This window comes from Methylobacterium sp. Leaf469 (assembly GCF_001424745.1).
GTDB lineage: Bacteria > Pseudomonadota > Alphaproteobacteria > Rhizobiales > Beijerinckiaceae > Methylobacterium.
In genome coordinates, this window is the sequence record NZ_LMRE01000034.1 from 94,882 (window position 1) to 114,453 (window position 19,572).

17 protein-coding genes are annotated in these 19,572 nt (G+C 69.6%); 10 read left to right on the forward strand and 7 right to left on the reverse strand.

All coding sequences use genetic code 11. The annotated features are described in order from the left end of the window. Nucleotides 1-146 precede the first annotated feature (146 nt). The 3 genes from ASG60_RS14550 to ASG60_RS14560 all read right to left on the reverse strand — a co-directional run bounded on the left by ASG60_RS14550 (nt 147) and on the right by ASG60_RS14560 (nt 2,725). Nucleotides 147-1,244 (reverse strand): DUF2125 domain-containing protein, encoded by a 1,098-nt coding sequence (locus tag ASG60_RS14550; RefSeq protein WP_056386712.1) that lies wholly within the window; start codon nt 1,242-1,244, stop codon nt 147-149. Between the two features lie 108 nt (nt 1,245-1,352). After that, nucleotides 1,353-1,718: a hypothetical protein gene (locus ASG60_RS14555; protein ID WP_056386347.1), complete on the reverse strand. Its 366-nt coding sequence runs from the start codon at nt 1,716-1,718 to the stop codon at nt 1,353-1,355. A gap of 233 nt (nt 1,719-1,951) precedes the next feature. Beyond that, nucleotides 1,952-2,725 (reverse strand): lysophospholipid acyltransferase family protein, encoded by a 774-nt coding sequence (locus ASG60_RS14560; RefSeq protein ID WP_056386349.1) that lies wholly within the window; start codon nt 2,723-2,725, stop codon nt 1,952-1,954. 412 nt (nt 2,726-3,137) lie between these two features. Here ASG60_RS14560 and raiA point away from each other — a divergent pair, with 412 nt between their 5' ends. The 3 genes from raiA to ASG60_RS14575 all read left to right on the forward strand — a co-directional run bounded on the left by raiA (nt 3,138) and on the right by ASG60_RS14575 (nt 4,710). Continuing rightward, nucleotides 3,138-3,773 carry a ribosome-associated translation inhibitor RaiA gene (gene raiA, locus ASG60_RS14565; RefSeq protein ID WP_056176758.1) on the forward strand — a complete coding sequence of 212 codons (636 nt, stop codon included), beginning with the start codon at nt 3,138-3,140 and terminating at the stop codon, nt 3,771-3,773. 125 nt (nt 3,774-3,898) lie between these two features. Beyond that, the gene (gene ptsN / locus ASG60_RS14570) at nt 3,899-4,366 is read left to right on the forward strand and encodes a PTS IIA-like nitrogen regulatory protein PtsN (RefSeq protein WP_056386351.1); all 468 of its coding nucleotides are present in this window, start codon (nt 3,899-3,901) and stop codon (nt 4,364-4,366) included. 5 nt (nt 4,367-4,371) lie between these two features. Next, nucleotides 4,372-4,710, forward strand: a complete 339-nt coding sequence (locus ASG60_RS14575; RefSeq protein ID WP_056268103.1) for a hypothetical protein — start codon at nt 4,372-4,374, stop codon at nt 4,708-4,710. A gap of 63 nt (nt 4,711-4,773) precedes the next feature. On the opposite strand, the gene ASG60_RS14580 is transcribed toward ASG60_RS14575, so the two are convergent. From ASG60_RS14580 to ftsE, 3 genes are all read right to left on the reverse strand, one after another. Next, nucleotides 4,774-5,439, reverse strand: a complete 666-nt coding sequence (locus ASG60_RS14580; protein WP_244473041.1) for a YdcF family protein — start codon at nt 5,437-5,439, stop codon at nt 4,774-4,776. A 232-nt stretch (nt 5,440-5,671) separates the two neighbouring features. Then, the gene (locus ASG60_RS14585; RefSeq protein ID WP_056360382.1) at nt 5,672-6,652 is read right to left on the reverse strand and encodes an ABC transporter permease; all 981 of its coding nucleotides are present in this window, start codon (nt 6,650-6,652) and stop codon (nt 5,672-5,674) included. Next, nucleotides 6,649-7,350 (reverse strand): cell division ATP-binding protein FtsE, encoded by a 702-nt coding sequence (gene ftsE, locus ASG60_RS14590; RefSeq protein ID WP_200918837.1) that lies wholly within the window; start codon nt 7,348-7,350, stop codon nt 6,649-6,651. The genes ASG60_RS14585 and ftsE overlap by 4 nt, the downstream gene beginning before the upstream one ends. 268 nt (nt 7,351-7,618) lie before the next feature. Here ftsE and ASG60_RS14595 point away from each other — a divergent pair, with 268 nt between their 5' ends. The 7 genes from ASG60_RS14595 to ASG60_RS14625 all read left to right on the forward strand — a co-directional run bounded on the left by ASG60_RS14595 (nt 7,619) and on the right by ASG60_RS14625 (nt 18,294). After that, on the forward strand, nt 7,619-8,455 hold the full coding sequence (locus tag ASG60_RS14595; protein ID WP_056176738.1) for a zinc-ribbon domain-containing protein: 837 nt from the start codon (nt 7,619-7,621) through the stop codon (nt 8,453-8,455). Between the two features lie 12 nt (nt 8,456-8,467). Then, on the forward strand, nt 8,468-9,037 hold the full coding sequence (gene hpt / locus ASG60_RS14600; RefSeq protein ID WP_056176735.1) for a hypoxanthine phosphoribosyltransferase: 570 nt from the start codon (nt 8,468-8,470) through the stop codon (nt 9,035-9,037). 159 nt (nt 9,038-9,196) lie between these two features. Then, nucleotides 9,197-9,568: a response regulator gene (locus ASG60_RS14605; protein WP_056176733.1), complete on the forward strand. Its 372-nt coding sequence runs from the start codon at nt 9,197-9,199 to the stop codon at nt 9,566-9,568. A gap of 340 nt (nt 9,569-9,908) precedes the next feature. Beyond that, nucleotides 9,909-12,572: a pyruvate dehydrogenase (acetyl-transferring), homodimeric type gene (aceE, locus tag ASG60_RS14610; protein ID WP_056176730.1), complete on the forward strand. Its 2,664-nt coding sequence runs from the start codon at nt 9,909-9,911 to the stop codon at nt 12,570-12,572. A gap of 62 nt (nt 12,573-12,634) precedes the next feature. Further along, nucleotides 12,635-14,008 (forward strand): dihydrolipoyllysine-residue acetyltransferase, encoded by a 1,374-nt coding sequence (gene aceF, locus ASG60_RS14615; protein ID WP_082531770.1) that lies wholly within the window; start codon nt 12,635-12,637, stop codon nt 14,006-14,008. A 38-nt stretch (nt 14,009-14,046) separates the two neighbouring features. Further along, complete coding sequence (gene lpdA, locus ASG60_RS14620) at nt 14,047-15,876, forward strand: dihydrolipoyl dehydrogenase (protein ID WP_056305587.1); 1,830 nt, start codon at nt 14,047-14,049, stop codon at nt 15,874-15,876. Nucleotides 15,877-16,053: 177 nt separating this feature from the next. Then, nucleotides 16,054-18,294 carry an NADP-dependent malic enzyme gene (locus ASG60_RS14625; protein WP_082531771.1) on the forward strand — a complete coding sequence of 747 codons (2,241 nt, stop codon included), beginning with the start codon at nt 16,054-16,056 and terminating at the stop codon, nt 18,292-18,294. A gap of 67 nt (nt 18,295-18,361) precedes the next feature. Here ASG60_RS14625 and ASG60_RS14630 read toward each other — a convergent pair whose 3' ends face one another. Next, nucleotides 18,362-19,534, reverse strand: coding sequence for a histidine kinase dimerization/phosphoacceptor domain -containing protein (locus tag ASG60_RS14630; RefSeq protein WP_056386355.1), 1,173 nt, complete (start codon nt 19,532-19,534; stop codon nt 18,362-18,364). Nucleotides 19,535-19,572 lie beyond the last annotated feature (38 nt).

Consider the following 19,572-nt stretch of genomic DNA (forward strand, 5'->3'; position numbering starts at 1 on the left):
AACTCCGGGGCGCGCTCAACCGCTTCGGCTTGAGCTTGACCGTTCAAACGCCCCGCATCGGATTCCGTTCAACCGGACGGGACCGAGATTTTCTCGAACCCGCCGATTTTCACTTAATCCCGTCCGCCGACCGGCCCCACTCCGCCTCAATAGAGCGGCGGAACCTCGACATTCGGGATCGGGAACGGGCCGAGCATCAGGCGACCGTCGGCGATCCGCAGGGGCGGGAGGGCCTTCAGGGCCGGGTCGGCCGGGGGCACCGCGTCGGGCGCCGCCGCCTCCGCCCGGGCACGGCGGCCGCCGCCGAGGAACTGGCCGACGAGGTTGCCGATGAGGGCGCCCTTCTCGGCGCCGAAGCGCTGGCCCATGACTTGGCCGACGATGGCTTCGACGCCGGCGGCGCGCACGTCGATCTGTCCTTCCGGACGATGGCTCGGATCGAGACTCAGGCTGCCGTGGGCCTGGGCCCGACGATTGCCCTTGGCGAGCGACAGGAGGGCGATGTCGAGGCTGCCGCCGGCTTGGCGCCAGGCCTCCAGTTCCCGTGCCACCGTTCCCGTGTGCAGGGTCGCGGCCCGGTTCACGGTGGCGTCGAGGGCGATGTCGGTCGGGTCGGCGTTGCCGACGTAGGGATCGATGAACGGCACCGCCGCCTTGGCGACGCGCAGGCTGAGGTCGACGGCTCCCTCGGCGGCGAAGCGGCCGGGGGTCGGCCGGCCATGGGCCTCGAGGTGCTGGGCGTCGAAGGCGATGTCGGGCTGCCCGGGTCCGCGCACGGTGCCCTTCGGGGCGTCGACCACCACGGAGGCGCGCACGAACGCCTCGGAGGCGCCGTGGAAGCTCGCCTCCAGGGACGTCCATGTCACGTCGCCGGTGAGATCGCCCTGCTCGACGTGGAACGGCCCGGCCACCTGCAGGATGCCCTGGCGCGGCTGATAGACCTGAACCACGGCGGTGATCGGCCCCAGGGTGAAGCGGCTGTCGGCACGGGCGAAGGCGAGGGACGCGCAGCGGAGTTCGATGCGGAACGGATAGCCGGAGATCGACCGGTCGGCACAGGTCCAGGTCCGGCCAGCCGCCGCCTCCCGGCCGAGCCAGGCATCCATCTCGCGGCCCGCCCGGTCGCGGACCCAGACCCATGCGGCGGACCACAGGACCACGAGGGTGGCGAGCAGGATGAAGGGGACGAACAGGCCTTTTCGCGAATGCGCGCGGGGCGCGGCCGGCGTTGTCGTCGTTGTCATCGGGTCCCCGCCGCCGTCGATCTTTCGGAGGCGGCCCCTCTGCAGGCCCGCCACGTTCGTCCGACATGGCCTATCAGGGTCTTGGCGGCGAAAGCATGGCCGATGGGTTCAGGCGTCGGCCATCGCGTCGGCGTCGAAGTCGGCCACGATGGCGCGGCGCTCGGCCTCGGTCTCGGCGAGGCGGTGGACGTGCATCTCGTTGGCGCCGCGATGCCGGGCGCGGGCCAGCCAGCCGCGGGTCAGGCGCTCCCGCGGGCTTTCCCCGGCGGAGGTGACGCTGACGAGCTCGCCATGCCCGTCCGCGTCGCGGCGCACCGCCAGGATCACCGCGTCGTCCATCTCGTCGAGTTCAGGCTCGACGAGATCGTGGATGCCGACGATGTAGCGACGGCCGGACCGGCCACGCCATGCACTCAGCAGCAGGGCGGGGGTTCCACGCAGACCGGCGGTCGTTCTGAGGCGTTCTTCGCGCATCGGTCGTCTCCGTGCTCGGGCATCCGCGAAGTTCCGCTGGGAGCGGACCGGGACAGGACCCTTCGTTCGCTGTTTGTTCCAAAATATTCCTAACAAAGGGTTACCGTCAAGGCCACCGTTCCCGGGCGAGAACGTTCGGGCACCGGCGACCCCATCCCCGCGATTCCATGCCCGCGACCCCACGAAGGTTTCGCCCGGGTGTCCGCCGATGCCGGAGCGCGCCCTGCAACGCCTCAGGCGGTGGGCGACGCGCTTTGCACCGGGGCCGGTACGGTGTGGCCCCGGGCCGCGAGGTCGGCCCGGCCGGCGCTGAGAAGGGCGTCGGAGGCGCCCTCGATGCGCGCCTGGACCGTGTCGAGGAACCGGGCGCGGTCGAGGCCGGGCGGGATCGGGGGAAGGAACTCGATCACCGTGGTTCCGGGCCGGCGCATCAGGCTGCGGCGCGGCCAGTACAGGCCGGTGTCGAGGGCCACGGGAAGGCAGGGCACGCCCAGGGTCGCGTAGAGGTGGGTCAGCCCGAGCTTGTAGGCCGGCGGGGCGCCGGGTGGGCGGCGCGTTCCTTCGGGGAAGATGATGAGCTGGCGTCCCGCGCGGATCACGCCGGCGGCGGCCTCGTTCATCGCTGCCATGGCGCGCGTGCCCTTCGAGCGGTCGATGGCGACCATGCCGGAGCGCGACAGGAACCAGCCGATCAGGGGAATCCAGAGGAGCTCACGCTTGAGGATGTAGGCGAAGTCCGGGAACACCGTGACGAGCGCCAGGGTCTCCAGAGCGGACTGGTGCTTGGCCGCGACGAGGACGGGGCCCTGCGGAATGTTGGACAGGCCCCGGAACTCCACGGCCACGCCGCCGATCACCCGCAGGAGCCACAGGGTGACGTTCGCCCAGGCTTGAGCGAGGCGGATGACGGCCCGGCGGGAGACGAGGGCGGGCAGGCCGAGCACCGCGATGAGCGTCGTGGCGAGGTAGAAGGCGAGGCTGAAGGCGATCGAGCGGAGAATGACCATCGGGACTCAAAACTTATGGGACGGCAAGAGTTATGGGACGGGAAGAACGGCTGGCGGCAAAAACAGCTGGCGGCAAGAACGCTGAATGACAAGAACGGCGGCGTGGCAAGAACCGATCGCCGATAAAAACGAGGGGACGGCCAACCGGGCGGACGCTCCCGCGGGCGATTCTCGCAGCTTGAACCCATCGGCCGCCGGGGAAAACGCCCACCCGAGCAGAAAACGCCCGATCGGGGTGAAAACCTCTGCCCACGGGGGAAACATTCGCCCCGGCGCATGCGGACCGGAATCGGGCCCGCCCTGGCTCCCGAACGCCGGACCGGCCCGGCTCGGCGACGCGACCGAGTTCGTTGACTTCTCTCGCGCAGGCTCCTTAACTCGACCCGCAACGGCGACAAAAACCGGAGGGAACATGGGGTCACTACGCGTCACGGGCCATGGCCTGGACCTCGGCGAAGCCCTGCGGGGCCGGGTCGAAGAGCGGATGGCGGCGACCCTCTCGAAATACCTCGACAGCCACATGAACGGGACCTGCTCGGGCCACGTCACCCTGCGGCGGGACGGGACGGCCTACCGGACGGATTGCGTGCTGCACCTCGTCTCCGGCCTGACCCTGGAAGCCTCGGGGGCCGCACACGATGCCCATGCGAGCTTCGAGCAGACGGCCGACCGCCTCGAGAAGCGCCTGCGCCGCTACAAGCACCGGCTCAAGGACCACGGTGCGGCCGCCCACGAGGGCGCCACCGTGCAGGCCGCCTACGCCGTGTTCGCGTCCCCGAGCGAGGCCGAGTCGGCGGACGACGACGACCGCGACGCGGAGGATCTCGACGGCGATCAGCCCGACGATGGAACGGATCATCCCCCCGTGGTGGCCGAGAGCACCAAGACGCTCAAGCGCCATTCGGTGAGCGAGGCGGTCACCGCCCTCGATCTGACGGGGGCGCCGGTGATCGTGTTCGTTCATGCTGGCACCGGGCGCATCAACGTCGTATACCGCCGCAGTGACGGAGCGATCGGCTGGGTCGATCCGGCGGACGCCAACGCTTGAGCGCCTGACCGGAACTGACATCGGAACCCAGCGATTGATCCTTAGGTGATCTTGGACCGTGCGCGGTCCGACCTTTTACTCCGCGGTGGCCGTTCCGGTCACCGCCGAAGGGGCGGCGGTCCTTCATGCCAGTGCTGGAATTCCTCAATCCGGATTCCGTGGTGCCTTCGCTGCGCGCCCGCGCCAAGAAGCAGATCCTGCAGGAGTTGAGCGCCCACGCCGTGCGGCACCTGCCGGCTTTGAACGAGCGCGAGGTGTTCGAGACCCTGCTGCAGCGGGAACGACTCGGCTCGACGGGCATCGGCGACGGGGTGGCGATCCCGCACGGCAAGCTGCCGGGCCTGGACCGCCTGTTCGGCCTCGTGGCCCGCCTGGAGCGGCCGGTGGATTTCGATTCCCTGGACGGCCAGCCCGTGGACATCGCCTTCCTGCTCCTCGCCCCCGAGGGAGCGGGCGCCGATCACCTCAAGGCCCTGGCCCAGGTGGCCCGGCTCCTGCGCGAACCCGGCATCCTCGAGCGCATCCGCGCCGCCCGCGACGCCAGCGCCCTCTATGCCCTCCTGACCCACACGTCGGCGTCCCAGGCGGCGTGATCCCGATGCCGTTCCTTTCGCGATTCCAATCGGCCGCCGCCGCTGGCTGTCTCCTGGCCCTGGGCGTCCCGGCCGCGGCCGGTCCGACGGACACCGCCTGCGCGCGCGACGTCCTCGTGGCGAGTTCGATGCAGCGCCAAGCCATCGACCAGCTCGAACAGACGGGCAGCGACGAGGCCGAACTGTGCCGAATCTGGCGTCGCCACGTCGAGACCATGCGCCGGGTGGCCGGCGTCTACGGCCGCTGCCTGTCCGGGGCCGAGCGCAGCGAGCGGCTGGCCCAGGTGGTGGGCTCCGAGAAGGAGTTCTCGGGGCTGATCAAGAGCCGCTGCAAAGGCGTGTGAGCCGACGCGCCACGCTCTGGCGCGGCCGCGGGACGAACCGATTGCCCAGGGGCCCCGGACGATTCAGTGCTGGCCGCGCAGGAGAAGCGGTTCGGCCACGACCTTGATCGGTTTGCCGCGCCCGATGAGGATCGCCGCGCGGGACCGCTCGGGGTCGTCCTCGAAGCGAGTGCGGACCCAGGCCACCAGGAATTTCAGGTATTCGGAAGCGAGGAGCCGGGCCGCGGACGGTTGCTGCCACCAGCGACCGGCATCGAACCCCTCGGTCACGACCGGATACGGCACCACGCGGTCGATGCCCGGCAGGGCATGATCGAGCTCCACCAGGGTGCGGGGCATGTGGTAGTTCGACGTCACCACCGCCACGGTGCTGAAGCGGTGCAGGCGCATCCAGCGCCGGGTCTCGATGGCGTTGCCGATGGTGTTGCGCGCCCGGTAGTCGAGATCGACGCAGCAATCGATCCAGTGGCGCTGATTGGGATTGAGGCGGGCGATCTCGTCGCGGCTGGTGCGCTCGTTGACGCCGGTGATGAGCAGGCGCCGACCGTAACCGTTGGCCAGGAGATCGATGGCATCGCCGATGCGCTGGGCGCCTCCCGTCAGGGCCACGATGCCGTCGGCCCGGCCTTCCGGCGCACGCTGGTCGCGCTCGACGCAGGCGACGAAGGTGAGGAAACCACCGAACAGGACCGCTCCGCCGAGACCGGCGAGCCCCAGGACCGCCTTCATCGTGCGCCCGGGGGATCGCACCGATAGGCGAAGGGCGGGCTCCGCACGCCGGGGTGCATCGGTCCAGGCCCAGCCGAAAGCCTCGGAGGGCCTCATGGTGTGGCTGCCTGACATCCGCGTCGTCATTCTCCGTGAAGATAGCCCCGATTGAGGCCGTGACGAGGCAAGTATCTCCTCCCGGAAAGGTTCACGGAGGGTTAACGCGATCCCGTGAGGTGCGCCCCGGACATGGTCAGGCCAGGAAGCGCCGCACGGTGAGGCGCGAGACGATGCCGGTGACCACGGAGGCGATCACACCGATGAGGAGCACGCTGGCATAGCCGCGCCAGCCGATGTGGAAGGCGCCGAACAGGGCCTCGATCTCCTCGCCGGCCGGTCCGGAGCGCCAGGCGCCGGCGGCGAAGCCGGCGATCGCGAAGGCGATCAGGGCCGCCACGGAGCCGATGATGCCGCCGCGCAGGCCGAGGCGGAAGAACCGCCGCTGAAACGCGCGGGCGATGAAATCGTCGTCGGCGCCGACGAAGTGCAGCACTTCCACCACCTCGCGATTGCCCGCCATGGCACCCCGGGTGGCGAAGACCACCGCGAGGCCCGTGGCGACGAGGACGAGGGCGACGAGGCCGACGCCGACGCCCACGAAGGTGTTGGCCATGGTCGAGAGCCGGCGCAGCCACAGGGCGTGGTCGTCGAGGCTCGCGACGCCGGGGAGCGCCTCCGCGAGCGACGCGCGCAGGGGCTTCAGGTCGGGCCGGGCGGATTCGGCGAGGCGGAGGGTGACGAGGCGCGGCACCGGCAGGTCGGACAGATCGAGGCCGCTGCCGAGCCAGGGCTCGAGCAGCCGCTCGGCCTCGGCCTTCGAGAACACCCGGGCGGTGGCGATACCGGGCGTTGCCTTGGCCAGGCTTTCCGCCCGGGCGACGTCGGCGTCGAGGTCGCGCCCGGGGCTCGGGCGGACCTGGATCGTCACTTCCTGGGCGACCGCACCCTGCCACTGGTCGGCGCTGGAGGCCACGATCTCGGCGGCCCCCGCGCACAGGGCGGCGAGGAAGGTGAGGATGGCGATGACGGCGGCGAGCGCCCGGCTCGCCGAGGAATCCGTCGGGACCAGGGGAGCGTTGCGCCGCAGGGTCGCGGGCAGCGGGCTCGGCGGAGGCGACGCCGTGCGCGGCGGGGAAACGGGTCGGCTGGCGGCGGGGGCGACGGATCGGCTCATGGACGCTCCACGGCGAGGCGGCCGTCGCCGAGCACCAGCCGGCGGGCATCGACGAGATCCATCAGGGCGAAATCGTGGGTGGCGATGAGCACGGAGGTCCCGAGGCGGTTGAGCTCGATGAACAGGCGCAAGAGGCGCCGTCCCAGCCCCGGATCGACGTTGCCCGTGGGCTCGTCGGCGAGGAGCAGTTCGGGTCGCGCGATGAGGGCGCGCGCGATGGCGGCGCGCTGCTTCTCGCCGCCCGACAGGAGCGGCGGCAACACGTGCATGCGCTCGCCGAGGCCGACCCAGCGCAGCAATTCGACCACCTCGGCCCGGTAGCTCGTCTCGGCCCGGCCCTGGACGCGCAGGGGGAGCGCGACGTTCTCGTAGGTGGTGAGATGGTCGAGGAGGCGGAAATCCTGGAACACCACGCCCATGCGCCGGCGCAGGCCCGTCAGCGCCTCGCTGGAGATGCCGCTGACCTCCTCGCCGAACACCGAGACCAGTCCCCGCGTCGGGCGCACCGACAGGAGGATGAGGCGCAGGAGCGTGGTCTTGCCCGCCCCCGACGGTCCCGTGAGGAACTGGAACGAGCGCGGCGCGATCTGGAAGCTCACGTCGCTGAGCACCTCCGGACCGAGGCCGTAGCGCATCCCGACATTCTCGAACTGGACCACCGGCTCTTCCGCCCCGGACAGCAGGCTGCCCGTGTTCACCCGATCCGCCACGCGCACCCCATCACTCTTGCCCCATCACGCGCTCTTGCCTCATCACGCGCTCTTGCCTCATCACGCGCTCTTGCCTCATCACGCGCTCTTGCCTCATCACGCTTGCCCGATTGCGGTCGCGCATCCCCTCGGGAACGCGGCGCACGCGTGCGGCGCCACCGCTTCACGGATGGTTAACCGCGTTCGCGCAGAACCGTGTGAGTCTTTTTGACCGAGCCGGCAACTGCCGATCGAGACCCCGGGGCGCCGATTCGCCATGCTGATCGTCTGCCCATCCTGTGCAAGCGAATATGTGATCGACACCGATCGCGTCGGCGCGGAAGGACGCTCCGTGCGTTGCGCGGCCTGCCGCGAGACCTGGTTCATCTCCCCGGACGATGTCGCGGCCGCCCTCGAGGCCGAGATGACGGCCGCCATGATGGAGGCGGTCCAGGCCGGCCCGGAGGACGCCAAGGCGCGGGCCGAGGCCCAGGCCTCCCTCGACGCCTGGGAGGCGGCGATGGCGGAAGAGACGGGGGCATCCGATTCCGGGCCCGCATCGGCCACGGCGGAGGCGCTCCCCTCCGAGCCACGCGCTCGCCCGAGACCGAAGGCCCCGGTCAAGTCCGTCGGGCGGCCACGCTTCTCGCCCACCGCCGCCATCGGCCTGTCCGTTGTGGCCGGGCTCGGCCTCGCGGTTCTCGGACGCACCACCGTGGTGCGGGCGATGCCCCAGACCGCCGGGCTCTACGCCCGCATCGGCCTGCCGGTGAATCTCCGCGGCCTCGACCTGCGCGACGTGGTCGCTTTTCAGACGCAAGGCGACGGCGCCCAGCTCGTGGTGGAGGGCGACGTGGTCGGGGTGGCGGCGGACGGCGCGGCGGTCCCCCCCATCGAGATCGAGGTGCGGGACGGGCGCGACCAGCCCCTGTATCGCTGGAGCGTGGTCCCGCCGCGCCGCAGCCTCGAGAACCGCGAGACCGCGCGGTTCCGGGCCAGCCTGTCGGCGCCGCCCGCCGAGGCGCGCGCGATCCACGTGCGTTTCTCGCAAGCCCCTTCGGTGCAACGGGCCGACGCGGTCGCCAAAACCGATGGCACCCGCGGCCACCCGTGATATGAGGTGTCCATGACGACACCTTCCCGACGCGTCCGCGTCCTGTTCGACGAAGCCGCCATCGCCCGGCGCACCGAGGAACTCGCCGCCGCCATCGCGGCGGCCAAGCCCCAGAACCTCCTGGTGGTGGCGGTGCTCAAGGGCAGCTTCATGTTCGCCGCCGATCTCCTGCGCGCCCTGCACCGGGCCGGTCTGGAGCCGCAGGCGGAGTTCGTCCATCTGTCGAGCTACCGTACCGCCACGGTCTCGTCGGGACAGGTCGAGATCCTGCGCGACGTCGAGAGCGAGGTGCGCGGGCGCGACGTGCTGCTGATCGACGACATCCTCGAATCCGGCCGGACCATCGTGTTCGCCAAGGATCTGCTGATGGCGCGCGGGGCCAAGCGGGTGCTCACGGCCGTGCTCCTCGAGAAGCCGGGCAAGCGCGCCGTCACCATCGACGCCGACTTCGTCGGTTTCACCTGCCCCGACGTCTTCGTGGTCGGCTACGGCATGGACGTGGCACACGCCTACCGGCAATTGCCATTCGTCGGCCTCGTGGATTACGACAGCCCCGAAGCGGATTTGTTCGGCGGCACCTGATCGAGGGACGGTCGCCGGAGCGGACCACCCGGCTAAGACTACGGTCCCGGCACGAAAAAAAGTCCGCAGGCGCATCCGTGTGGCGCTCTGTCCCTTGACAGGGCGCCCGCTCGCTTGCGTGACTGAAATCCCTTCCCTTGCGAGAGAACCTGACGAACGATGGCGCGCATCCTGCTCGTGGATGACGAAGAGACGGTCCGGGGATTCCTCAAGCGGGGCCTGGAGATCGATGGCCATGCCGTGGTCACCGCCACCGATGGCAGCGACGGGCTCGACCGTCTCATTGAAGCCGACGGCGCCTTCGATCTGATGCTCACGGACATCCGCATGCCGCTGATGGACGGGATCGCCCTGGCACTGGCGGCCAAGCGCGATTTTCCCAACCTCACCATCCTGCTGATGACGGGCTTCGCCGATCAGCGCGAGCGCGCGCGCGGCCTCGACGCCATCGTCACCGATGTGCTCACCAAGCCTTTCTCCCTCGCGGATCTGCGCTCCACCGTGACCCGGGCCCTGGCCCTCGCCGCCTGACCATGCGGCGCTGAGGCGCCGACCACGCGCCGGTCTTTCGGGAGCACCCACCTCCGGCTGGGCTCGCACGTGCCCGATTCGATCGAAACAGCCGAGTTCCGCGGCTCCGCGATTGCGCGCCCCCCATTCTGCGTGACGCACGCCCCTGTCCGAAGTTTCGGACAGGGGCCGGACAATACGTGCGGGATGCCGCACTGCCGCAAAACCCAAAAATCATTCAAGTCATTGTTTCAGTGATTTAATTTAAATGGACTGGACTTGGTCCACTTCCTGCAAAATCATACTGACAAAGAGCGGGCAAACGCGTCTGATCCGCTCAAGAAACACTAGGGAGGATACCATGGAGCGTAGCCGCGACCTCGATCCCGTCGAGACGCAGGAATGGCTCGACTCACTCGATGGCGTCCTCGACGTCGACGGGCCGGAGCGGGCGCATTACCTGATCGAGCAAGTCATCGACGGAGCCCGCAAGAAGGGCGCCCCGGTCCCGTACTCGGCCAACACTGCGTATCTGAACACGATTCTGCCCCAGAACCAGGATCCGCATCCGGGCGACCGGGCCATCGAGCACCGCATCCGCTCGGCGATCCGCTGGAACGCCATCGCGATCATCCTGCGGGCCAACAAGGATTCCTCGGAGCTCGGCGGCCATATCGCCAGCTTCCAGTCGGCCGCCACCCTCTACGACACCGGCTTCATGCATTTCTGGCGCGGGGCCAACGCCGACCACGGCGGCGACCTCATCTACGTGCAGGGTCATTCCTCGCCCGGCGTCTACGCCCGCGCCTTCCTCGAAGGGCGCCTGACCGAGGAGCAGCTCCTCGGGTTCCGCCAGGAAGTCGGCGGCAAGGGCCTCTCCTCCTATCCGCATCCCTGGCTGATGCCGGATTTCTGGCAGTTCCCCACGGTCTCCATGGGCCTCGGCCCCCTGATGGCGATCTACCAGGCCCGCTTCCTGCGCTACCTGCACCACCGCGACCTCGCCAAGACCGACGGCCGCAAGGTCTGGGCCTTCATGGGCGACGGCGAGATGGACGAGCCCGAGAGCCTGGGTGCGATTGCCCTGGCCGCGCGTGAAAAACTCGACAACCTCGTCTTCGTCATCAACTGCAACCTGCAGCGCCTCGACGGGCCGGTGCGCGGCAACGGCAAGATCGTCCAGGAACTCGAGGCCGATTTCCGGGGGGCCGGCTGGAACGTCATCAAGGTGCTGTGGGGTTCGGGCTGGGACGCCCTGATCCAGAAGGACAGCACCGGCATGCTGGCGCGCCTCATGGAGGAATGCGTCGACGGCCAGTATCAGGACTTCAAGTCGAAGAGCGGCGCCTACGTGCGCGAGCACTTCTTCGGCAAGTATCCGGAGACGGCGGCCCTGGTGGCCGACTGGACCGACGACGACATCTGGCGCCTGACCCGCGGCGGCCACGACCCGCGCAAGGTGTTCGCGGCCTACAGCGCCGCCTCCAAGCACAAGGGCCAGCCGACCCTCATCCTCGCCAAGACCGTCAAGGGCTACGGCATGGGCGAGTCGGGCGAGGCTCAGAACATCACCCACCAGCAGAAGAAGATGGGCGAGGCGGTGCTCCGCCAGTTCCGTGACCGCTTCCAGATCGACCTCACCGACGACCAGCTGAAGGAGATCCCCTTCATCCGGTTCCCCGAAGGCAGCCCCGAGCACCGCTACCTCATGGCCCGGCGCGAGGCACTGGGTGGTCCCCTCCCCCTGCGGCGTCGGAAGTCGCATGCCCTGGAGATCCCGCCACTCTCGGCGTTCTCGGCCCAGCTCAAGGAGACCGCGGGCCGCGAGATCTCCACCACCATGGCGTTCGTGCGTATCCTCAACACGCTGCTGCGCGACAAGAACATCGGCAAGCGCATCGTGCCGATCGTGCCCGACGAGAGCCGCACCTTCGGCATGGAGGGCATGTTCCGCCAGTTCGGCATCTTCTCCCAGGTGGGCCAACTGTATCGGCCGGAAGATGCCAACCAACTGATGTACTACAAGGAGGACAAGAACGGTCAGATGCTCCAAGAGGGCATCAACGAGCCGGGCGCCATGTCGTCCTGGATCGCGGCCGCGACCTCTTACTCGCACTCCGACGCGCCGACGATCCCGTTCTACGTCTACTACTCGATGTTCGGCTTCCAGCGGGTCGGCGATCTGGCCTGGGCGGCGGGCGACATGCGCGCGCGCGGCTTCCTCATCGGTGGCACCGCCGGGCGCACCACCCTCAACGGCGAGGGCCTGCAGCACGAGGACGGCCACAGCCACCTCATCTCGTCGACCATCCCGAACTGCGTCTCGTACGACCCAACTTTCTCGTATGAGGTGGCGGTGATCGTGCAGGACGGCCTGCGCCGGATGTATGCCGAGCAGGAGGACGTGTTCTACTACATCACCGTGATGAACGAGAACTACGAGCACCCGGGCATGCCCGAGGGCGCGGAGGCCGGCATCATCAAGGGGATGTACCTGTTCAAGGAAGGCCCTGCGGAAAAGACCAAGGGCCACCGGGTGCAGCTGCTGGGCTCGGGCACCATCCTGCGCGAGGTCATCGCGGCGGCAGACCTGCTGGAGCAGGATTTCGGGATCGCGTCCGACATCTGGAGCTGCCCGAGCTTCACGGAGCTGCGCCGCGACGCCATGGCGGCGGAGCGCTGGAACCTGCTCCACCCCCTGGAGGGCAAGCGCCTCTCGCACGTCGAGACCTGCCTCTCGGGTCGCACCGGCCCGGTGGTCGCCGCCACCGACTACATGCGCCTGTTCGCCGACCAGATCCGCACCTGGGTTCCGGGACGCTACCGTGTGCTCGGCACCGACGGCTTCGGCCGTTCGGATTACCGGGCCCGCCTGCGCGACTTCTTCGAGGTCAACCGGCACTGGGTCGTGGTGGCGGCCCTGCACAGCCTCGCCGAGGAGGGTGTGATCCCGGCCCAGACGGTGGCCGACGCCATCGCCAAGTACGGCATCGACACGGACCGGCCGGCACCCTGGACCGTCTGATCCGCGCCCCGTCGGCCGCCGCATCCCGGCGGCCGACGCCCTGAGACTTCCCGACCCTTTCCATCGACGGACCGCACGAGGGAGCCCGCGAGAGGCTCCGACTCAACCAGGGAGATTGCGCAGTGGGTATCGAGATCCAGATTCCGGACATCGGCGACTTCAAGGACATCCCGATCATCGAGATCCACGTGAAGGAGGGCGACACGATCGGGCCCGACGATCCGCTGGTCTCGCTCGAATCCGACAAGGCGACCATGGACGTGCCCTCGCCGAGCGCGGGCGTGGTGGAGCGGATCCTGGTCAAGCTCGGCGACAAGGTGAGCGAGGGTTCGCCGCTCCTCGTGTTCAAGGGCGAGGGCGCCAAGGGCGACACCGCCGCGGCCGAGAAGGCCGCCGACGCGCCCGCAGGCGCCGACAGCGCCGCACTGCTCGCCAAGCAGGAGCCGGCCCCGAACGCCGCTCCGAGCCCCGCCCCTGCAGCCCCCGCCGGCAACATTCCGGACTTCTCCCAGATCCATGCCAGCCCGGGCGTCCGCCGCCTGGCGCGCGAACTCGGGATCGACCTCACCACCATCAAGGGCACCGGCGAGAAGGGCCGGGTGACCAAGGAGGACGTGAAGGGTCACCTCACGCGCTCCGCCGCGCAGGCGCCCGGCGCCTCAGGCACGGCCGCGTTCTCGGGCGGCGGGATGGGCATCCCCGAGATCCCGGCCGTGGACTTCTCGAAGTTCGGCCCCACCGAGACCCGGCCCCTGTCGCGGATCAAGAAGATCTCCGGCGCGCACCTGCACCGGTCCTGGCTCAACGTGCCGCTCGTCACCCACCAGGACGAATCGGACATCACCGAGACCGACGCCTACCGCAAGGAACTCGATAACGCGGGCAAGGAACTCAAGGACAAGGGCTACCGCGTCACCCTGCTGGCCTTCCTGATCAAGGCGGCGGTCTCTGGCTTACGCAAGCACCCCGAGTTCAACGCCTCGCTCTCGCCCGAGAAGGACGCGCTGATCCTCAAGCAATACTACAACATCGGCGTGGCGGTGGACACGCCGGACGGCCTCGTGGTCCCGGTGATCAAGGATGCCGACCGCAAGGGCATCGTCGAGATCAGCCGCGATCTCGGCGCGATCTCGGCGAAAGCCCGCGACGGCAAGCTCAGCGCCGCCGACATGCAGGGCGCGACCTTCTCGATCTCCAGCCTCGGCGGCATCGGCGGCACGTCCTTCACGCCGCTCGTCAACGCGCCCGAGGTCGCCATCCTGGGCGTCGCCCGCTCCAAGATGACGCCGGTCTGGAACGGCACGGAGTTCAAGCCGCGCCTGATCGTGCCGCTCTCCCTCTCCTACGACCACCGCGTCATCGACGGCGCGCTCGCCGCGCGCTTCGCCCGCCACCTCGCCCACGTCCTCGAGGACGTCCGGCGCCTCGTCGTCTGACGAGACCCGGCCAGCGCGAACTCAAGTGAGGTGACACGATGAGCAGCAACAGCATCCATCTGCCAGATATCGGCGACTTCAAGAACGTGCCCGTCATCGAGGTCAGCGTCAGCCCCGGCGACGTGATTTCCGTCGACGACGTCATCGTCGTGCTGGAATCCGACAAGGCCACCATGGACATCCCGTCCCCGGTTGCCGGCACGGTGGCCGAGGTGCGGATCAAGGCGGGCGACACGGTCAGCCAGGGCGACCTGATCCTGGTGATGGCCGAGGCCGCCGCCGCGACAGGCACGCCGAAGCCGAGCCCGGCCGGCACGGGCGCCGCCGCAGCCCACGCACCAGGCGAAGGCCAAGCCGGCTACGGCTCGGCCGCGACCCAGGGCGGCCAGGGTGCCGCCGAGGCCGCCGCACCGAAGGGCGCGGCGGCGGTCTCCGGCGAGGAGATGCGGGCGCAGGTGCTCGTCATCGGCGCCGGGCCCGGCGGCTACACCGCCGCGTTCCGGGCGGCCGATCTCGGCCAGTCGGTGGTGCTCGTCGAGCGCTGGCCCAGTCTCGGCGGCGTCTGCCTCAACGTCGGCTGCATTCCGTCGAAGGCCCTGCTGCACGCCGCGAAGGTCATCGACGAGAGCCACGCCATGGCGGCGCACGGCATCTCCTTCACCGCGCCGCAGATCGACATCGACAAGCTGCGCGAATGGAAGGACGGCGTGGTCAAGCGCCTCACCGGCGGCCTCTCGGGTCTCGCCAAGCAGCGTAAGGTCACGGTGGTGACGGGCGAGGCCCGCTTCGTCAGTCCGAACCAGGTCGCGGTAGAGCACGAGGGCCGGACCCGCGTGATCGGCTTCGACCACGCCATCATCGCCGCCGGCTCCGAGCCGGTGCAGATGCCGTTCATCCCGCACGACGACCCGCGCGTCATCGACTCGACGGGGGCGCTGGAACTCGACGGCGTGCCGGCCCGCCTGCTCGTGATCGGCGGCGGCATCATCGGGCTGGAGATGGCCACCGTCTACCACGCGCTCGGCTCCAAGGTGACCATCGTCGAGCTGATGGACCAGATCATCCCCGGTGCCGACAAGGATATGGTCACGCCGCTGATGAAGCGGATCCAGAAGCAGTACGAGGCCATCCACCTCAAGGCCAAGGTCACGGCCGTCGCGGCGACGCCGGAGGGCCTGAAGGTGTCGTTCGAGGGCGGTACCGCGCCGGCGACCGACATCTTCGACAAAGTGCTGGTCTCGGTGGGGCGGCGCCCGAACGGCAAGCGCATCGGCGCGGAGGCGGCGGGCGTCGCCGTGGACGAGCGCGGCTTCATCGCCGTCGACAAGCAGATGCGCACCAACGTGCCCCACATCTTCGCCATCGGCGACGTGGTCGGCCAGCCGATGCTGGCCCACAAGGCGACGCACGAGGGCAAGGTCGCGGCCGAGGTGGCGGCGGGCAAGAGCAGCGTCTTCGACGCCAAGGTGATCCCCTCGGTGGCCTACACCGACCCGGAGGTGGCCTGGGTCGGCATGACCGAGAACGAGGCCAAGGCCAAGGGCATCAAGGTCGGCAAGGGCGTGTTCCCGTGGGCGGCCTCCGGGCGCTCCCTGGCGCTCGGCCGCGAAGAGGGCCTGACCAAGGTGCTGTTCGACCCCGAGACCGACCGCATCCTCGGGTGCGGCATCGTCGGCCCGTCGGCCGGCGACCTCATCGCGGAGGCGGCCCTCGCCATCGAGATGGGGGCGGATGCCGAGGATATCGGCCTGACCATCCACCCGCACCCGACCCTGTCGGAGACGATCGGGCTGGCGGCCGAAGCTTTCGAGGGCACCATCACCGACCTCTACATGCCCAGGAAGGACGGGCCCAAGAAGGCCCACTGACCTTATCGAACCGGCGCGGCGACCCATTTGGGGGCCGCGCCGACAGGACGACCCAGCCTCCGTGCCATGTGGCACGGGGGACGGGGACGGCCGTGCCGAGCACGGACAGGGGGTGTGGCCCGCGACCGGCCTCCTCGCGTCCCCCATCAGCAACCGACGCGTGGACCGTACGAGATCATGAGCAACGAAGCAGACCTGCGGGCGCCCGGCGCCGTCGCCAATGCCGATGCGGGCACCGAGGCCGCCCTGGAGCGCGCCGCCCTCGACTATCACCGCTTTCCGACGCCCGGTAAGATCTCGGTCCAGCCGACCAAGGACATGTCGACCCAGCGCGACCTCGCGCTCGCCTACTCGCCCGGCGTCGCGGCCGCCTGCATGGCGATCAAGCACGACCCGGAGGAGGCCTACAGCCTGACCTCGCGCGGCAACCTCGTCGCCGTGATCACCAACGGCACCGCCGTGCTGGGCCTGGGCAACATCGGTGCGCTCGCCGGCAAGCCCGTGATGGAGGGCAAGGGCTGCCTGTTCAAGAAGTTCGCCGGCATCGACGTGTTCGACATCGAGATCGACGAGACCGATCCCGAGAAGCTCATCGAGATCATCGCCAAGCTGGAGCCGACCTTCGGCGGCATCAACCTCGAGGACATCAAGGCCCCCGAGTGCTTCACCATCGAGACCCGCCTGCGCGAGCGGATGAAGATCCCGGTGTTCCACGACGACCAGCACGGCACCGCCATCGTGGCGGCCGCCGCCCTGCTCAACGCCCTGCAGGTGGTGGGCAAACCGATCGAGCAAGTCCGCCTCGTCTGTTCGGGCGCCGGTGCGGCGGCCATCGCCTGCCTCAACATCCTCGTCGGCCTCGGACTGGCCCGTGAGAACATCCTCGTCTGCGACAGCCGCGGGGTGATCTCCACGGACCGCCTCGGCGCCCTCGACGAGCAGAAGGCGGCCTACGCGCGGGACACCCAGGCCCGCACCCTGGGTGACGCCATCGTGGGGGCGGACATCTTCCTCGGCGTGTCGCAGGGCGGCGTGCTGAAGCCCGAGATGGTCGCCGGCATGGCGGAGAGGCCCATCATCCTGGCGCTCGCCAACCCCGATCCGGAGATCCTGCCCGATCTCGCCCGCTCCGTGCGGCCGGACTGCCTCATGGCCACGGGCCGCTCGGACTACCCGAACCAGGTCAACAACGTCCTGTGCTTCCCGTTCATCTTCCGCGGCGCCCTCGATGTCGGCGCCACCGAGATCAACGAGGCGATGAAGCTCGCCGCCGTGCGCGCCATCGCGGACCTCGTCCACGCCGAATCCTCCGACGTGGTCAGCGCCGCCTACGGCGCGCAGGACCTGAGCTTCGGCCCGGACTACCTCATCCCGCGCCCGTTCGATCCGCGCCTCATCACCTCCGTCGCGCCCGCCGTCGCCAAGGCCGCCATGGACAGCGGCGTCGCTGCCCGGCCCATCGCCGATCTCGACGCCTACCGCCGCTCGCTCCAGCGCTTCGTCTACACCTCCGGCACGGTGATGCAGCCGGTCTTCGCGGCGGCCTCCGAATCCGGCCTCAAGCGGGTCGCCTTCGCCGAGGGCGAGGACGACCGGGTGCTGCGCGCCGCGCAGGTGGTGGTCGACGAGCGCCTGGCGTTCCCTGTGCTCGTCGGCCGCTCCGATGTCATCGCGGCCCGGATCAAGTCCCTGAGCCTGCGCCTCAAGGTCGGCGAGACCGTCGAGGTGGTGGGAGCGGAGGGGAACGCCACCCGCGCCGCCGCGACCATGCTCCGCGAGGGCCGGGTGGATGGCCTGCTCTGCGGCACCCTCGGCCCCTATGCGGGACACCTGACCCAGGTCTCCGAGGTGATCGGCCGGGCAGCGGGTGCCGAACACCTGGCCGCCATGGGCCTGCTGCAGCTGCCGCGCCACACGGTCTTCATCTGCGATCCCTACATTCACGCCGATCCGAGCGCGGAGGAAATCGCCGGGATGACGGTGCTGGCGGCGGCCGAGATGCGCCGCTTCGGTCAGACCCCGCGCGTCGCCCTGGTGTCGCATTCGAGCTTCGGCAGCGCCGACGACGCGGAAGCCCGCAAGATGCGGGACGCCCTCGCGCTCATCCGCGCCCGCGCGCCCGACCTCGAGATCGACGGAGAGATGCCGGCCGACGCGGCCCTGAGCCGGACGATCCTCACCCGGCTCAAGCCGGAGACCACCTTGAGCGCCGAGGCGAACCTGCTCGTTATGCCCAATCTCGGGGCCGCCAACATCACCTTCAACGCCCTCAAGGTTGTGTCCGGCCAGGGCGTCTCCATCGGCCCGATCCTGCTCGGCGCGGCGAAACCCGTGCACATCCTCACGCCCACCACCACCGTGCGGGGCATCGTCAACATGACGGCCCTGACGGCCGCCTCGGCGGCGTCGGAGGACTGATCGGACCTGAACCGAGACCCGACTTTCGCCGCCCGGAACCGGGCGGCGAAGGCGACTCGCCGGGCCGTCAGTCGGCCATGGTGGGAGCGATCCGTAGGGAGAAATGCGCGCCCGGGCGATCGGTGGCGATTTCGAGGGGGCCGCCGAGTTGGCGCGCGAGGCTGTTGACGATCCGCATGCCGAGGCTGGCGCGGCGCGGCGCCGTCGGGTCGAACCCCTCCGGCAGGCCGACGCCGTCGTCGCAGACGGAGAGGTGGAGGCCGCCCGCAGCACCGTCGTCCGCGCCGACGTCGCGGACCGTGATGCGGATCTCGCCGGCACCCTCCGGGTAGGCGTACTTGATGGCGTTGGTCACGAGCTCGTTGACGAACAGGCCGAGCGGGATCGCGAGGTCCGCCGGGATGTTCACCGTCTGCGCCCGGCAGACCAGGGTGTGGTGCGGTGCGCTCTCCTGCAGGCGGGCGCAGAGCGCCTCGAGGAACCCCGCGACGTCGATGGCCTCCAGGCTCGGCTGGCGCCAGAGCTGGTCGTGAACCTGGGCCACCGCCTCGACCCGGGTGCGGGCGTCGGCGAGCGCCGCCTTCACGTCCTCGTTGTCGGAGCCCCGCGCCTGGAGCCCGAGGAAGCCCGCCACCACCGCGAGGCTGTTCTTCACCCGGTGGCTCATCTCCCGGGACAGGAGTTCCTGACGCTCCACGGCGGCCTTGAGCCGGGCCTCGGCGCGCTGGCGCTCGATGGCGCCGCCGACGAGGTTGGCGAAGCCCTGCATGAAGGCGATGTCCGCCTCCTCGAACTGGCCCTCGCGGGTGTCGTCGACTTCCAGGACGCCGTAATTGCCGTCGCGGTTGGCGATGAGCACGTTGATGGCCCGGCGGATGCCGTGGTCGGCCATGAGCTTCGGCGTACGGAACCGCGTCTCGTCCTGGAGGTGATTCGAGATCACCGGCCGGCCGGTCTTGAGGGCGTAGCCGGCCGGCGAGGCGAGGTCCGCCCCGATGATGGCCGTGCCGACGGCATCCGCCGCCCAGCCGACGCCGGCGCAGACGAGGAGGCAATCCTGATACGGCTTGTATTCCAGCGCCTTGCAGAACTGGGCCTCCATGCCTTCGGCGCAGAGTTCCGTGGCCCGCTGGAGCAGGGGCAGCAACTCCGTGGCCCGCAGGGCCTCGACGCCGAAATCGGACAGGATCGCCTGCTGGCGCAGGCGGATCGCCAGGGCCTTGGGGGCGAGTTCGGGCATACGATCACGGGTCCGGACTTGAGATGGGGCGTTCAGGC